The 15,971-nt window shown below is 59.3% G+C and carries 15 protein-coding genes; 11 read left to right on the top strand and 4 right to left on the bottom strand.

Annotated elements, in window-relative coordinates; translation table 11 throughout:
- Positions 1–2 precede the first annotated feature (2 nt).
- Positions 3–1,199, bottom strand: a complete 1,197-nt coding sequence (locus tag U5A58_RS04090) for a polysaccharide pyruvyl transferase family protein (RefSeq protein ID WP_321960395.1) — start codon at positions 1,197–1,199, stop codon at positions 3–5.
- Between the two features lie 180 nt (positions 1,200–1,379).
- Between U5A58_RS04090 and U5A58_RS04095 the strand changes: the two genes are divergently transcribed.
- Entirely contained in the window at positions 1,380–1,805 is a 426-nt protein-coding gene (locus U5A58_RS04095) for a Fur family transcriptional regulator (protein ID WP_321960396.1), read from the top strand.
- Between the two features lie 24 nt (positions 1,806–1,829).
- Here the strand turns inward: U5A58_RS04095 and U5A58_RS04100 are convergent, their stop codons facing one another.
- Positions 1,830–2,171 carry a zinc-binding dehydrogenase gene (locus tag U5A58_RS04100; protein ID WP_321960397.1) on the bottom strand — a complete coding sequence of 114 codons (342 nt, stop codon included), beginning with the start codon at positions 2,169–2,171 and terminating at the stop codon, positions 1,830–1,832.
- 321 nt (positions 2,172–2,492) lie between these two features.
- On the opposite strand from U5A58_RS04100, the gene U5A58_RS04105 reads away from it, so the two are divergent.
- Positions 2,493–4,121: a hypothetical protein gene (locus U5A58_RS04105; RefSeq protein ID WP_321960398.1), complete on the top strand. Its 1,629-nt coding sequence runs from the start codon at positions 2,493–2,495 to the stop codon at positions 4,119–4,121.
- A gap of 326 nt (positions 4,122–4,447) precedes the next feature.
- Here U5A58_RS04105 and U5A58_RS04110 read toward each other — a convergent pair whose 3' ends face one another.
- Both U5A58_RS04110 and U5A58_RS04115 read right to left on the bottom strand, forming a co-directional pair.
- Positions 4,448–5,872 carry a phosphatidylserine/phosphatidylglycerophosphate/cardiolipin synthase family protein gene (locus tag U5A58_RS04110; protein ID WP_321960399.1) on the bottom strand — a complete coding sequence of 475 codons (1,425 nt, stop codon included), beginning with the start codon at positions 5,870–5,872 and terminating at the stop codon, positions 4,448–4,450.
- A gap of 287 nt (positions 5,873–6,159) precedes the next feature.
- Positions 6,160–6,843: a glutathione S-transferase gene (locus U5A58_RS04115; RefSeq protein ID WP_321960400.1), complete on the bottom strand. Its 684-nt coding sequence runs from the start codon at positions 6,841–6,843 to the stop codon at positions 6,160–6,162.
- 144 nt (positions 6,844–6,987) lie between these two features.
- On the opposite strand from U5A58_RS04115, the gene U5A58_RS04120 reads away from it, so the two are divergent.
- The 9 genes from U5A58_RS04120 (at position 6,988) to U5A58_RS04160 (ending at position 15,752) form a co-directional block, all read left to right on the top strand.
- Complete coding sequence (locus tag U5A58_RS04120) at positions 6,988–7,563, top strand: TetR/AcrR family transcriptional regulator (protein WP_321960401.1); 576 nt, start codon at positions 6,988–6,990, stop codon at positions 7,561–7,563.
- Between the two features lie 198 nt (positions 7,564–7,761).
- Positions 7,762–8,277, top strand: a complete 516-nt coding sequence (locus U5A58_RS04125; RefSeq protein WP_321960402.1) for a DUF2867 domain-containing protein — start codon at positions 7,762–7,764, stop codon at positions 8,275–8,277.
- A 940-nt stretch (positions 8,278–9,217) separates the two neighbouring features.
- Positions 9,218–9,838 (top strand): lipid-binding SYLF domain-containing protein, encoded by a 621-nt coding sequence (locus tag U5A58_RS04130; protein WP_321960403.1) that lies wholly within the window; start codon positions 9,218–9,220, stop codon positions 9,836–9,838.
- A gap of 520 nt (positions 9,839–10,358) precedes the next feature.
- Positions 10,359–11,618, top strand: coding sequence for a paraquat-inducible protein A (locus U5A58_RS04135; RefSeq protein WP_321960404.1), 1,260 nt, complete (start codon positions 10,359–10,361; stop codon positions 11,616–11,618).
- A 4-nt stretch (positions 11,619–11,622) separates the two neighbouring features.
- Complete coding sequence (locus tag U5A58_RS04140; protein ID WP_321960405.1) at positions 11,623–13,233, top strand: intermembrane transport protein PqiB; 1,611 nt, start codon at positions 11,623–11,625, stop codon at positions 13,231–13,233.
- Positions 13,230–13,841 (top strand): PqiC family protein, encoded by a 612-nt coding sequence (locus U5A58_RS04145; RefSeq protein ID WP_321960406.1) that lies wholly within the window; start codon positions 13,230–13,232, stop codon positions 13,839–13,841. The genes U5A58_RS04140 and U5A58_RS04145 overlap by 4 nt, the downstream gene beginning before the upstream one ends.
- Before the next feature lie 92 nt (positions 13,842–13,933).
- The gene (locus U5A58_RS04150) at positions 13,934–14,650 is read left to right on the top strand and encodes a hypothetical protein (protein ID WP_321960407.1); all 717 of its coding nucleotides are present in this window, start codon (positions 13,934–13,936) and stop codon (positions 14,648–14,650) included.
- Between the two features lie 422 nt (positions 14,651–15,072).
- The gene (locus U5A58_RS04155; RefSeq protein ID WP_321960408.1) at positions 15,073–15,357 is read left to right on the top strand and encodes a hypothetical protein; all 285 of its coding nucleotides are present in this window, start codon (positions 15,073–15,075) and stop codon (positions 15,355–15,357) included.
- Between the two features lie 158 nt (positions 15,358–15,515).
- Positions 15,516–15,752, top strand: a complete 237-nt coding sequence (locus tag U5A58_RS04160; protein ID WP_321908219.1) for a hypothetical protein — start codon at positions 15,516–15,518, stop codon at positions 15,750–15,752.
- Positions 15,753–15,971: the final 219 nt, after the last annotated feature.

Raw genomic sequence — 15,971 nt, forward strand, 5'->3', positions numbered from 1 at the left:
GCTCAGCCCGCAACGACGGCTTCGAACTCCTTCCGATACCGCCGCACGAGCGCCGATGCGGTTTCGCGCAATGCGTCGCAATCGCTCGCCAGCGCATGGGCAACCGCATCGGCCAGGTTCCCCGGGTGTACAACGCCGGGGATGCCCGCTGCTTCCCATGTCTGCACGTAAGCCACATGTTTGCTTCGGCCAAAAGAATAATCAGGATGACTGATATTGACGCGCGGAAGCGCATAGGCCATCGCAACGATACGACCGTGCAGGCTGCTGCCGCAATAAATCCGGCTGCCAGCGATCAACGCGCAAATGTCCCAGACGTTCAGCGAAGCGAACACGCGAACGTGAGCGGCGCGCAGTCGAACCGCAAGCCGCTCATACACTTCGAGCTCATCGTGCCAGGGAGCGGCGCCTGCGCGAAATAGCACAACACCCAGGTCGTGCGCCTGCGCCACGCGTTCGAGCTGGGCGGCTAGCGTATCGAGCGTTGCATCATCGCCGAAGTCGGCGCTGAATTGCACGGCGGCATAGTCGCGCGGGAACGCTTCGCGTAGCGCGAGGTTTGCGGCGTGCCGGCGTATCGTCGCGCCGAACAAAACAGCCGTCATCGTGGCGGGGTCAGGTATCAGGCGGGCACCTTCGATGCCCCGTTGCGCGAGCAGCGCCTGGGTTCGAGAGTCGCGCACGCTCACCGTGTCAGCGGATTGCAGCGCGGCGAGCACGTCGGCGCCCAACTGCGTGTAGCGTGCGTCGAGGTCGACACCGCCTACTGCGTTGAACGAGAGATGATTCACGCGCACGTTGGGCAACGCCGACTTTGAAAGCGCGTACGGCGCGAGTGACGCCACGCCAACATGCCTTTGCGCCCACGCGCGAGTGTCGCGCAGCCATTCGCGTTCCGCGGCAATGAGCGCTGGCACGCGTTGCGGCGGCGCGAGCATCACAGCGGCTTCCCACGCATTGCAGGTCAGCAGCTCGCCGCCCGCGTGAATCACGTTCACGGCGCGGCCGCGCGCAAATGCGGCGACACGCGAGAGCGCGACGGTGTGCGGGCCGCCATCGCCATGCGGGTCTCGCGCGGCGAGCCCGGCGAACAGCCGTTCGTGCCGAGGCAGCATGCGCGCCACCACCTGCGCGATCAGCAGATCGCCGAAGTTGTGCCGGTCGAACGCACCGAAGATCACCGTGGGTGTGGCAGCCATGAGGGCCCCGTACGTGCGTCTGTCCAATGATCGCCAAGAGCGTGCTTTTCCATCTATACGGTGCCATAGCATAAAGCGGCGTGAAAGGAAGTCGCGGCGTGCCGCCCACGCCACCGACATAAGGAAGCCTTAAGCATTCCCGGGGGACACTGTCGGCCTTGCCGACGTGGTTACCATCGTATGAGAACGGTCTACTCCGAACTGAAGAGCGCGCGCCTGCGCCCGACGTCCAGCCGCGTGGCCGTGCTGAAGGTGTTTCATGATGCGCCGCACGAGCATCTGACCGCCGACCAGGTCTTTCGCCGCATTGCAAAAGACGTGGAGCAATGCAGTCTCGCGAGCGTGTATCGCGCGCTTGCCCAGCTGATGGAATCGTCCCTGCTCCACAGCACGTGGGTTGGCGAAACGCGCGTGGTGTACGAGCTTGGCCGTGGCGCGCCGCACGCGCACCTCGTGTGCGAGAGCTGCAAGACCGTGGTCGACATCGACGAGCCCACGCTGCAGGAGCAGCACGCCGCCATTGCCGCGGCGCAGCGCTTTCGCTATACACATTCGAGCCTCGTCGTTTTCGGACTCTGCGCCCAGTGTGCCGCGGCTACATCGTGAACTGGCGCGTTACCGGCGCCAGGCTCAGAGCGTAACGACAATCTTTCCGAACGGCTCGTTCGATTTCAGATAGCAGTGCGCCATGGCGATTTGCTCCAAGGAAAACGCCGTGGCAATCACGGACGTCAGTGCGCCCGCTTCCACGCCATCCAGAATAAACGCTTTGGTGCGATCCAACCAATCAGGATTGCCAATTACCGCGTGTACGAGGTAGCCGCATATCCGCCGCTTGCGCGCAACGAACTTGTCCAGCGCGTGGAGGCCGTGGTGCGCGGTCGCCCCGTGACGGTCGAAGCGATGAACGAGGCCGTTGCGGCGGCCGCCGTTGCGGGAGAGTGCCCCCCACACCTGAAGCTCGACAAGCATCGGCGCAGCCTCGTGCTGCACGGGCTCGTCGCGCAGCGGTTGCGGGGTAATCCGGAGCTAGCTGGGGCTCGATGAGAAACACTGGGTGAGTGCCTGTGTGCGGTCGCGCACATACGCAAGCGGACGCCGTTTGAGTTTCGTGCCGCCCGTGCTTTAAATGATCTGACGAGACGAGCGTCGACGCCGTGTGGCAAGGCAACAGGATTGCAAGGGGAATCACAGCACCATTCGTTCCAGGAATGTGCACGCTATTCGCCGCCGCTCTGATGAAGAAGGTGAGGCCAGCGCGCGAGGTGATACCTGCGACAGCTAACCGCCTGCTTGAAGAAGGTTCATTTCACATTCGAGGCGGAAATGGCTAATCAAAATTCTCCGTTCCATCCCATCATCTACGTCAGAGGCTATGCCATGACGCAGGGGGACATCGACCAAACCGCGGCTGACCCGTTTTGCGGTTACAACGTCGGCTCCACGATATATCGTGCGGTGTCGGATTCAAACAGTGCGCCACGACGGTTCGTATTCGAATCGCCGGTAGTGCGGTTGACAGCGGATTTTCAGTACGGCACCGTCTACTCAGATGGCTACGATATTGTGGACCCCGATTGGATGCCAAACCGCGTTCGAGGTCTACCGCCACGATGCATAGTGATATTTCGCTACTACGATGACGCGTCCCAGCTGCTGGGAACAGGCGTAGTACCCAGCATAGAAACGTCGGCGAAACAGCTCTCGGAGCTTATTCGGAAGGTTAGGGAGAAGCTACTGGAGTCCGGCGGGGTGGCCAATATCAATGACTTCAGATGCTACCTTGTCGCTCACTCGATGGGTGGACTCGTTTGCCGCGCATTTTTGCAAAACGATCCAGATGACATAAGCGACGATCCGCGGCGCCATGTCGCCAAGTTCTTCACCTATGCGACACCACACAACGGCATCGACCTACTAGGATTAAACGTTCCACGGTGGCTTTCGAAGGACGACATAAACAATTTCAACCGCGAGAGAATGGCGGAATACCTCAATGTGAAAAGTGCTTACGCAGCGACAGGACGCGTCGACTGGCTCCCGTCCGGAAGTATCAACCCTGACAACGTGTTTTGTATGGTCGGCACTAATCGTACGGACTATGAGGTCGCGATGGGGGCTTCGAGGACTTTCGCTGGCCATGGAAGCGACGGTCTTGTGCGTATCGAGAACGCTACCCTGCGCAGCTTGAATGCCAAAGGCGAGCCAGGCAGGCCCTGCGCCAAAGCCTTCACTTACCGGTCACATTCAGGGAATTTCGGAATTGTGAATGGGGAGGAATCCTATCAAAATCTGACAAGATTTCTTTTCGGTGATTTTCGTGTTGATATCTGGGCGGATATAACAAATCTTCAATTGCCGTCTGACGTTGTCGCAACGAACAAGCCGGTCAAGGCGCTTTATCAGTTTGAACTGCTCGCGTCGCCTCGCGGAAAACCGTGGTATCTCACGAGGCGAGTGGCCGAGGAGGATTCGGTTGCCTGCCTGACTCACGAAGAATGGCTGAACTCGGGCGGGAATACCTCTGTTTACCTGTCTACAGTATTCCTTGCAAATCTCGCCAAACTGAACCCGAACGACCCGACGTTAGCCTATTCTGTGACCGTCGGCATCAAGGTCCCTGACTACGAAGTCGATGGCCGCATGTGGCTGGCTCAACATTTCGAGGGCGGATATCTATTCCGCAAGACACTGATCCTCCACATAGTGCCGCCAACCGCAGTCACTTCGGGTTGGACAGTTCAATACGAGTGGGCAGCAGAACCGACGATGTCCGGCGGTACCGTTCCAATACCGCCGCTCGTGCCGAATTCGACGAGCCAAGTGACGATCCCGTTTTCGAATCCGGCCAAACCTGGTGTCTCCGGTAATATCCGTTTCGTCCTGAGTCTATGGAACATAGACAGGCAGCAAGAGAAGTAGGTGCTGCAATCGCCGATTCTGTGCGTAGTTCCTTCGCGGTCCGTAAAGCGTGGCGAGGATTGTCGCGTCAACGAGCGAAAGCAGCCATCCGGGCGCGGTCAAATCGGTGCTTTTGATTGTCAGGGCTCTTTGCTTTCTTTGCCTGGCAAGTCGTATGTTCTGGCTATCGAAGTCTTATTCTCGGGCTTCCGGCCTGACGAATCTCTGTGTACGGATTCAGGACGGTACCCCCCCAATCGGTAGCCGAATCTGGCCGACTACTGAGCGACACGGTGCGCACGGCGACACGAACTGGCCACGTAGTTTAGCGCCAGGGCACGCCGCGCTCAGAGGAAGTTCCTGATCAGCATCGTCACCCACCGCCAGGCACCGCCGCAGCCGGCGGCCCGGCAGCGCGCATCGGGATCCGCCAGAAGGCGGCTATTGGCGTCGCTCACCGAGCTTGAGTTGCGCAGGTAGTACGCCACGCTGTCCTGCAAGGGATCGAGCCCGTCCTCAGGGATATCTATCCACAGGCCGTTTTCGGTATTCAAGCGGGCCGACAGCGAATCGAAATTAAAGCTGCCGAGGTAGTAGCGATGGCTGTCGATGAGGACCAGCTTGGCGTGCATCATGCGGCTGTCACGGTCGGAATACTCGCGCACCTCGATCCCGGCATTCACCAAGCCGGGCAGATCGTCGGCATAGGCACGACCGACTGCGGGGAATTCCTGCGTGATGCTCGCCAGCGAGGCGCTCACCAGGATCACGTGGACACCTTCGCGCTGCTTGCGCTCAAGCGCCTCGCGCAGTTCCGGCACCAGGATCAGGTAGGGGTTGATGATCAGGATCTCGTGCTGCGCCAAATCGAACGCTTGCAGCATGTCCTGCAGCGTGCCTGGCGAGCGCTTGTCGGGCCAGTCGTGGACATAGCGTAGGCGCTCGCAGGCGATCGGCATCCAGGCAGGATCAAAATCCGCCCCGGAAGCGGGCGCGGCGGCGGGATCATCGGGCGTATCGGAAGCCGTTGGTGTATCGGTAGCGGCCAGGTCCGTCGCTTGGGCTGCACCGTCGAGCGGTGCCAGCAGCCATTCGCGCCAATAGTGGATGCGCGCCGGGTCCAGCGTCGCGTAACCCTGCGAGGTGCGATAAGGACTGGCGATTTCGAGGAATTTTTCCGGCTCGGGGCGAACCGCTTCCGGGCTATCCCAGAACAAGGCGAAATGCTGATACATGGCGTGCAGGGACGAAGTGTCCTGGCCGGCATTGCCCGACACGATCAGATCGCGCTCGCTGAGCCAGTTGCGGAAGCTCGCATCCCAGATCGAGGTACTGCCGATCACTGCCGTGTCGCCAACCAGGAACAGCTTGTCGTGCATGCGATGCGAAATCTCGATGAGATCTGATCGTGGATGGAAGATGCGCAGTTCGATGCCGGGAGCCACCTCGTGCAGGGCGACGATGAGTTCGTTCTCGAACGCGAAGTGCGGCTCGGGGCCGATGCCGTCGATCAGCAGCTTGACCGACACGCCGCGGCGCGCGGCCTCGACCAGATGACGCAACAGCAGGCCGCCGGTCTGATCGATTTCGAAGATGTAGGCGAGGACGCGGATCGGCTCGGTCGCCGTGGCGCGGTCGACCAGCGCGATTCGCGACTGCATCAACTGACCGTCGTCAAGACTGGCGACCAGGTCGACACATTGCGCGTGGCCGTGCAGAGAAGTGGCAAGCACGCATGCCGGAATGAGCGCCAGGCTTCTTCTTGCGGTCATGATGTTGCGAACTGGTTCGATGTGTCTCGCGAATCTGGCTGCACTTGAAGCACTCAGTGGACAGGACGTCAACGCAGTTGAAAAAATAGCTTTCCAGAAGATCCGATTGTCGCCGATCTGTGAGCACTGTTCCAACGACCGCACATGGCCGGTTTCGCCCGCTGAGCTATGGCGCCGCAAATATGCCGTTGATTGACTGCGGTCTGGAACGGTCCGCCCGGAGGGGGGCGGGCAACGCACTTCGTGATTGGTCGCTCATCAATGAAGGCAGACAAACAGCTGCGACTTCAGGTAAATGCCGGCTGGCTTTTGACGCTCGGGCGTTCGCGCATTCTTGCGTACCAGGCGAGAAGGGATTCGCACTCTGCGGGCACCGGCAGCTTCACGATGGACGCAAAGACCAGGCCGCCGATGACGGTGATGTCGGCCATCGAGAACGCATCCCCGGCGACAAACGGCTGCTTTCTCAGGACGTCATTGAAGTACCGCATGCCCCTCAGGGCTTTGTCGCGCTGACGAAACCCCCATTCGGCGTTTTGATAGCGCTCGACTTCGGGCCCGAGTCCAGGCGTGGCGTGGTGGAAATAGACACTGATGGCGTCGAGCAACTCCAGTTCGGCGCGCTTGCTCATCATGTGGATCACGCCCTTCTCGAGCGGTGTTTTGCCGGTCAGCGTGGGTGCACCATCGAGCGTATCGAGGTATTCGGTAATCGCGGTGCATTCGGCGATGCAGGTTCCGTCATTGAGTTCGAGGACCGGCAGCGTGCCTGAGTAGTTCTTCCCTGAGATGAATTCGGGCCGTTTGTGCTCCCCTCTGTAGAGATCGACCATGACGAACTCGACACGCGATTGCAGATTCTTTTCGGCCAAAGCGATACGCACGCGTGTTGGGTAGGGTCCCGTGGGGAAATCGTAAATCGTCATGATCGGGAGTTTGGTTGAATCGGAATTAACGATGCCTGATGTCATGCTTACCTCTACGGGTGGCGGGTACTCGAAATCGAAGGAATTGGGGGAGCATGTCCAGTTGCCCTACCTAACGTTCGTTAGGTTTAACATAAGGGGTATAATTCGCGATGTCAACAGTCATCCCAGTTTGCGGAGGCGGTCGTAGTGAAGAACGATTCAGGTTTGAGCTCGAGGGAACGAATCCTGGTGGCCGCCACAAAGATTGCGCAAGCGCACGGCTACAACGGCCTGAATTTTCGTGATCTTGCGGAAGCTGTCGGCATCAAGGCCGCGAGCATCTACCATCACTTCGCAAGCAAGTCCGATCTCGGAGCAGCGGTAGCGAGGCGCTATTGGGAGGACTCGGAAGCCACGCTGAATGCACTTTTGGCCGAATCCGCAGACCCGGTCGACTGTCTGCGCCGCTACCCAGAAACGTTTCGCAACGCGCTGAAGAGCGGCAATCGGATCTGCCTCTGCAGTTTCATGGCTGCCGAATCTGATGACTTGCCGGAAGCGGTGACGAAAGAGGTTCGAGCCTTTGCAGATGTGAATGTTGCGTGGTTGAGCAAGGTGTTATCCGCCACGGCCATTGCCAGCGCCGAGGAGCGCGAGGGACGCGCGCGAGCAATCTTCGCAGCCGTCGCCGGCGCTCAACTCATCGCCAGAAGTCGCGGGGATATCGCCGTCTATGACGGGTTAATTGAAAGCTACCGTATTGCTGGTCTTTTGCCGGCATAGCAGTAGAAAAAAGTCGGTACGGCGCCTGGTGGCCTCCAAGGCGCAGGGGCCGGATGGGCGAAGCGGGCGATCTCGTCGCAGCGGTGCCATTTCCGCCGACTGACGATTCGCGATATATGTTGGGAGCGGCGCAGGTGGCCGACGGCAGCGTCGCGCTGCTCTTATGTCCTTCCCACGAGCCCCTATTGGTGATCGCACATGTACAGCTATCCGAAAATCGAACAGTCTGATCTGCCGCCGGCCTCGCAGTTGAGTTCGTCGTACGGCCGGGCCGATTTCGCGGACGCGTTCTCCGTGGATCTGCCAGAAAGAGCCTGCTACGACGTAGAGGCGCTGGCACGACACGTCTTTGCCGACCAGCCCGCATGGATTGCGATGCTGCTGGGAATCCGGGACACGCTCGTGCGGCCTCTCGGCTTGAAGACAACCGTTGACTTCAAGCAGAAAGGAGGGGACAGGATCAGCCTGTTTCACGTATTCGAACGATCGGATAACGAGATCGTTCTCGGCGAGGATGACACGCATCTGGATTTCCGCGTGTCGGTCCTCGTGCAGCCGTCATCGCACAGTCGATCCCGCCTCACAGTGACGACGCTCGTTTTCTACAATCGTCCGCTGGGCCGAGCCTACATTACGCTCATCGCACCTTTTCATCGGGCAGTCGTCCGAGCCTCGCTTCATCGAGCGCAGCAGCTAGGTTGGCCCAATGCATAACAGTGGTCCGCGATGCTTTCGCCGCATCCGGCACCGACTGCCGTCGCTGTTGATTTGGACTGCTTGAATTCCAAAGTATCGAAGAGGGCATCAACGGCCCAAACATGCGTAACCGACGTTTGAGCGACCCCCCGCCATTCAGCCCTGCATGCTTTACCGGCTGCTTTGCGAATTAGACCGGCCTTCGGCTTTTCGTCAAGATTGACACGCTGAGTTCGGCTCTGTCAGCGATTTGCACGAATAACATACTCCAGACCGGTTGCGTGTCCTGTTTGAAGCGCCTGTTATTTGTCTGGCCAGCTCCGGGGAGGAAGGCCGCACACCAGCTCATTTCGAGCAAATCCTGATAGAAGTTTTCGAATGCCAGTCCACGCGCATGAAGCACATTACTCAGGTCGCACGGCAATTCGCAGGCCGCTCAATAGGTGTCTCCCTCACGTGCATGTAGCCTGCCAGGCACCTTCACCCTGTTCGATGCCGGCATTCAGCGGGGATGGGACCAAAGACCTATGGATTGGATGACGTGCTTGTGCCAAGCTGGATTCTGGCGTCTTCCGAGTGCAGGTTTGACGCTCTGTCGGCAACCCTTCGTGGATTGCGAAAAGCCTGGAGTTGACTGCAACCAACACGCTTTCAAGAACGTCAACAAGCGCTCAAGGAAGACATGGTCATGCATACGATTGCTCGACTATCGAGCGTCCTGCCGTGGCTATCTTTGGCATCTGCGGCAGCAGCTCAGCAACCGATCTTCTATCCCTCCGTTTCTCAATGAAGTCACCAGCGACGGCACAGTTACCTTGCGCGTTACCGCTTGGCACCTGATTTCAATCGCAGAAGACAACGGATCGAATTTGGAACCGCACTCGACTCTCCGATACAAAAAGCGAGTTGCAATGGAGTCGGTGCATTGGTGGGTTGTTAATTTGAATTGGAGTACGTCATGTCAAAAATTGTACCAGCGCTGACCGCAATTTCCGGATTGGCGATCCTCGTGGCATGCACGACTGATGGTTCCATGAGCAACAGCGCCGCGCCGACATCAACCGCGGCTCAAACGTCGGGCGCCGTGCCGCAGATGCAGGGCAACAGCGCGACACGTGTCCTGGATGCGGACTCCCGTGCGGCTTTGTCTAGCCTCGCCTCAACCCACCCACAGATGGACTCCCTGGCGCACAAGGCGAAAGCAGTTTTGATATTTCCGAGTGTGGTAAGGGCAGGATTTCTTGCCGGCGTTTCGCATGGAAGCGGCGAATTAATCGAGAGTGGCAAGGTCACGGGGTATTACGCTACGACCTCGGTGTCTTACGGCTTCCAGGCAGGCGCACAGCAATACGCGTACGTCATGCTTTTCATGACCGATGCCGCACTGAATAGCCTGAAGACAAGCGGTGAATTCGAGGTCGGTGTTGGACCAACGGTAGTCGTGGTCGATGAGGGAACCGCCAAGAATCTCAACACCGAGACAGCGAAGTCGGACGTCTATGCAATGATTTTCAATCAGCAAGGCTTGATGGCCGGAACAGCGCTACGCGGAACCAAGATTTCTCGTGTCAGTCCGTGACAGATGGGCAGGCGAAGAGATCGCCACGATCTTTGGTCAGCCTCCAGGGAGGCACGGCATTGATCAAGTGCTTGAATATCGGACCAAAGTCCGATTGTGCTTCACCCCGGTGGTGTGCAGACTTGACCAAAGGTGGCCACGGCGGCGTGTGGACTCGCAATCCGCTGACAACTGGCAAGAGCGAGCCGGCGCCAATTTCCGCACCGCTTGCGACCTGTTGACCCCCGCTCCCGTTGACATGAACGCGGACCTCGGTGCCTCAAAGCTGGAGGCCTGCCGTAGAGATATCTACAGTCGTTTGGAATTCGTAAGGAATCTAGCGGATCGAATCAAACCCGGATTGCCTGCTCGCAGTGCTGTGCAAACGTATTATTTGCGAAAACGTCGGAATGTCATGGCCCGAACAAAACGTCGATTGTCAGGTTCAAGCGTTCTATCGACGGTATGAATTTCGCGGTGCCGCAAGTTGTGAGTCCAAATATTGATTCGTATTACGAAGTGTGTGGACGAAGGGGCCACAATGACTCACGGGAAACTCGTGGCCTGTCACGAATGCGATCTCCTGCAGCGCGAGGTGGCCGTGCCGGAGGGGGGCGCCTTGCGCTGCAAGCGTTGCCGGGCCCAGTTGTACCGCGAGGTTCCCAACAGCCTCGACCGCGCACTCGCGTTTTCTCTTGCCGCCGTTGTGCTTTTCGCGGTTTCGAACGTGTACCCGATAGTCGGTCTGTCGGTGAGCGGGACGGTCGTTGAGACAACGTTGCTGGGCTCAGTGAACGTGCTGTACCACGACGGAAAATGGCCAATTGCGGGCCTCGTGTTTGCGACCACGGTCCTGATGCCGATTTTGCAGACCGTGAGCATGCTGTGGCTACTGATACCCTTGAAGTTTGACCGTGCGCCGTGGGGCGGCCCAGCCATATTCCGGTTGTGCCACCTTTGCCAGCCGTGGGGAATGACCGAAGTGCTGATCCTCGGCTTGCTGGTCGCGCTCGTGAAGCTGTCTGCGATCGCAGGCGTGGTCGTGGGCCCGGCGCTGTGGTCGTTCGGAACCCTGATGTTCGTCCTGGCGGCGGCTGGCTCGGCCTTCGATACGCGCAACCTGTGGTCGCGCGTCGCCGTCGTCGAGCACAGGAACGCGGAGCCGGATCTCGACGAAGCGCCGCTGCAAGGGGCGGTGACTGCGGCTCGGTGTGGTCTCGCCCTCTGTCACGACTGCGGACTGCTCGCACGCGCACAGGTCGACGCCCACACGCTCCATTGTCCGCGCTGTGGCGCTGCGATGCACCTGCGCAAGCCTGCAAGCCTGTCGCGCACATGGGCCTACCTGATCGCTGCGATGGTGATGTACATCCCGGCGAACGTACTGCCCGTGATGTACACGAACTCGCTCTTCGGGACCGAGAACGACACGATCCTGTCCGGTGTTGTCTACCTGTGGACATCGGGGTCGTGGCCGCTTGCTATCGTTGTGTTCATCGCGAGTATCGCTGTGCCAATGCTCAAGATCCTGGCGCTTGGCTACCTGACGATCTCCACACAGATGCACTCGCGCTGGTACGCCGCCGAGCGCACACGGATCTACAGGATGGTCGAGTTCGTGGGGCGCTGGTCGATGCTCGACATCTACGTGATCACGATGCTTGTCGCGCTCGTGCAGTTCCAGGCGCTTGCGACGATTCAGGCCGGTAATGCGGCAATCGCATTCGGTGCTGTTGTGGTGCTCACGATGTTTGCGGCGATGGCGTTCGATCCACGTCTGATCTGGGACGAAGTGGAGTGAGATCATGCCCGGGCCGGAGAAAAAGCCTGATTTTCCCAACGCGGATGCGGCGCCGCGGTCGCGCTGGCGTCTGCAGGTCGTATGGCTCGTCCCCATACTCGCGGTCCTGATTGGCGGGTGGCTTGCCGTCAAGGCAGTGATCGAAAAGGGCCCCGCGATTACGATCAGCTTCATTACGGCAGATGGTCTCGAAGCGGGAAAAACGAAGATCAAGTTCAAGAACGTCGACATTGGACTCGTTAAGACCGTCACGCTCACGCCCGACCACGAGCGCATTGTTGCGACCGCCGACATCAATAAAAACGCGACTGACATGCTGGTCGACAGCACGCGTTTCTGGGTGGTGCGCCCGCGCATATCGGGCGGAACGGTGTCCGGAATCGGGACGCTCCTGTCCGGCTCTTACGTTGAAATGGACGTTGGGAAATCGAAAAAAGAGCGTCGCGACTTCGTCGGCCTGGAGGTGCCGCCCGCGATCGCGAGTAATGCGCCGGGGAGCGAATTCATCCTCAAAAGCACGAATATGGGATCGCTCGACGTCGGTACACCGGTTTATTTCCGGCGGCTGCAGGTCGGGCAGATATCCGGCTTCAAGCTCGACCCTGATGGACACGGTGTGACGCTGCGGGTTTTCATCAACGCGCCGTACGACAAGTTTGTTCTTTCGGACACGCGCTTCTGGCATGCGAGCGGTGTCGACGTGGCAGTCAGCTCGAGCGGCATCCAGGTCAATACGCAGTCGCTCGTGTCGATCATGATTGGCGGCGTGGCATTCGAGTCGCCGCCGAGCGCGCTCGATGGGCCGGCCGCTGCGAACGAATCGACCTTCACGCTGTTTCCGGATCGGGCTGATGCGATGAAGGCGCACTATCATATCGTCGTGAAGTACGTTGCCGACTTCACTGAGTCGGTCAGGGGATTGATCGTGGGGGCGCCGGTAGACTTCCGCGGCATTGTCGTGGGCGAAGTGACAGCGATCTATACACGTTTTGATCCCAAGACCGAGAAGTTCAGCATTCCGGTGGAAATAGATCTCTATCCGGAACTGTTCACGTCCCGCTATGAGACGAACGGCGGGGGCCGCGTGAGCAACGATCCGCACGCACTGGCGGATCGCCTCGTTGCGAAGGGACTGCGTCTTCAGCTTAGAACGGGCAATTTGCTGACCGGGCAGCTATACATGGCCGCCGACTTCTTCCCGGACGCGCCAAAAGCCACCGTCGACTGGACGTCATCGCCACCGACACTTCCAACGATCCCCGGCAACCTGCAGAGGTTGCAGGAGAACATCACGCAACTCGTGGCGAAGCTAAACACGATCCCGATGCAAGCGATTGGCAACAACACGCGAGCGACACTGGCGAGCGCGAAGACGCTGCTCGACGATCTCGACACCATGATCGTCCCGCAGGCTCAGGGCACGCTCGCCGCGGCGCACACCGCGCTCGACTCCGCCAACAACGCATTGCAGCCGGATTCCGCCCTTCAGCAGAACGCGACGGACATGATTCAGGAGCTGTCGCGCACAGCTACGGCCTTCCGCACGCTGGCCGATTATCTGGAGCGGCATCCGGAGGCTTTGATTCGCGGCAAGCAGCAGGAGCACCGCCCGTGACCCGCGCACCAGCATCCCTCATTGTCGCCTTGTTGGCCATCTTGCTGGGCGGCTGCAGCAGTTCGCCGGTGTCCAGTTTCTACCGGTTGAAGCCGGACGCGAATCTCACCGTCTTGAGCACTGCGGTGCCGCTCTTTGTTGTGGTCAACCCGGTCACGATTCCGGCGCTGGTTGACCGACCGCAGATCGTCATCAGTCTCGCCGACAACCAGGTGTGGCCTGACGAGTTTCAACGCTGGGCGGAGCCGCTCAAAGGCAACATCCAGCGGACGATCGCCGGAGACCTCGCGGTGCTGCTTGGCTCCGAGCATGTGAGCGTGTATGCATCGGATTCAGGTGGCTTGCCTGCGTGGCGCGTGCGCGTCGACATCATGCAGTTCGATTCGGTGCTGTCGGGCATGGCAACTGTCGATGCTCAGTGGACAATCTGGTCTCCTGGTAATGCGGCGCCCATCGTCGGGCACACGGTCGCGCGCGAGCCTGTGCAAGGGCAGGCTTACGACGCGCTTGTCGCCGCCCATGATCGTGCGTTGGGCATAGTCAGCCGGGACGTTGCAGCGGCAATCCTGAAGAACCTGCCGGCGTCAGGCAGCAGTGCTCACAATTGATACACGGCGCCGCATTGGATCGAGGCCGCTGTTTGCCCTGGCATGAACGCTGTGCCAACTCAGATTGCGGCAGCGTATGAAGGACGCTGAACATGAAACCCTCAAAGAAGGCATGGCGACTTCAGGGGATTGACCCGCGCAGGAGTCTGAGAGCCCCCCGCGCTGCTGCCGTCGCCGGCATCCTGTTTTCTGTCTTACTGATTACCGGCCTTCTGCTGTTGCGGCGTTCTGTTCCGGTTGGTCCAATGGAAGCGGGCCAGTGGCTTCGAGAAAGTTCAGGTCAGGTGGCTGTTGCGCTCAACATGGTGCCGTTTGCTGGCATTGCCTTTCTCTGGTTCATTGGCGTGCTGCGGGATCGCCTCGGCGATCGCGAGGATCGCTTCTTTGCTACGGTGTTCATGGGGAGTGGCCTCCTGTTCCTGGCGATGCTGTTCGCCGCTGCCGCGTTCGTCGGTGGAATTGTGGCCACGTATCGCATCGGGTTCGATCGGCTTCCCGGCTCGGCCACGTTCACTGTCGCGCGCGAGTTTGCCAACGAAACCATGAATATTTACGCGGTCCGAATGGCCGCAGTATTCACAGCGAGCACCAGTACACTTGCCCTTCGCACAGGCTTTGTTTCGCGCTGGATTGCGTTTGCTGGATATGCCACCGCGTGCGCGCTGCTCGTTGCCGGCCACTATATCGATTGGATCGTGCTTGTTTTCCCGATCTGGATTCTCCTTCTCAGTCTCCACATCCTGGTCGACAATTTCGGCGTATCACAGAAGGTCGGCGCAAGTGGTCCTGACACGAAGGTCGACGATTGATTTGTTGATCCGCCGGAACACTGGCGGTGGACTTTGGCAACTGACCCGGGCGCATTGAATGGCCGAACTGTAGCCGAAGGCAGCGTGGTGACGGGAGCCTGGGAAGGGTCACACTCTGCGCCTCCGGCTCTGCGCTTCCTCTAGCAGGTTGGCAGGGTGCGCGAGATCGATATGAGCAGTACTGCTTATAAAGAAAGGTTGTAGCGTTGATCGGCGGCGGCCCGATCGGCTCGCCGAGCGAACGTAATCTGTCCTCTTACGATCGTATGAATCAGTTCGATGACCACTCTATGCCACTGGAAATTGCCAGTCTTCTGTTCGCTAACCTCCTGCATCGGTCGCTTCATTGGCCTTCGTTGACCATACGACCTACACTCCTTTAGGGGCCGGCGTGCGTTTTGGCAGAGTCTTTGGAGACCGCCATGAAGATGGTTTTGCTAGTGGTTTGCTTAATGATCAGTTCAAGCGCATTTGCGGAGTGCGCGACGAATTCGCGTGGCGAAACCGCCTGTGGCAACGGGGCAACAGCGGGCGGCTATAACCGGAGCACAGGCACCGCCTGGACATCCCAAACCAACCAGAACGGTGTCCGGACGACCCAAACCAATCGTGGTGGCGAGTCGAAGACGGAAAACGGAAAAGGCGTGGTGCGCGGGCCCGGTGGCAAGACCTGTTATCGGACAGCGAACAGCCACGGTTGTAACTGACAGCACTTGTCTCATCAATGAGTGCACAGGGGGTACTTCTACCTTGACTCGCACGGCGCCAAGGCGCCAACCCATCGGCAGCGGCGAATCACTTCAACTTCACACCTCACGCATCGCGCGTATTTCTGCCTTTGTCCTCAACAAACCTGGAGCGGCCGATGAGGAACAAAAATTCCGCTATGGGTGTGAAAGACTACATGCTGCGCTATGCGCGCGAGTTGGCCGACTCTGGTCGATACGCCGACTGGCGAGCGATTGAAGAGCCACTGCGGCACAGGTACGGCGTTGAGCAGGCTGACCGCCTGCTCAACGATGCCTCACTCCGAGGCGAACTCGACCAGCGCTGTCAATGTGCAGCACATACCGGCGATGGCGTCCAGCAGATCCGGCATTGAAGTGCGTGACGCCCGGTGCGCTCACTCTCGCTGAATTTGCCGACAACAGATATCCACCCACGTACCACCTGCGCGGCGATGCGCTACTGGACGCGCTTGCGTCCGAAGCTTTCGATTGTGTGCGCGTTCGGCACAGCGTCCTCGCCGCGAATGGCCGAGGTGTGCGAAGCGGGCTATCAGACCAAAGTCTCATTGTTTTTGCCCTGGACGGCTAGCAGA

The sequence above is a fragment of the Paraburkholderia sp. J7 genome (assembly GCF_905220155.1).
Taxonomy (GTDB): Bacteria; Pseudomonadota; Gammaproteobacteria; order Burkholderiales; family Burkholderiaceae; genus Paraburkholderia.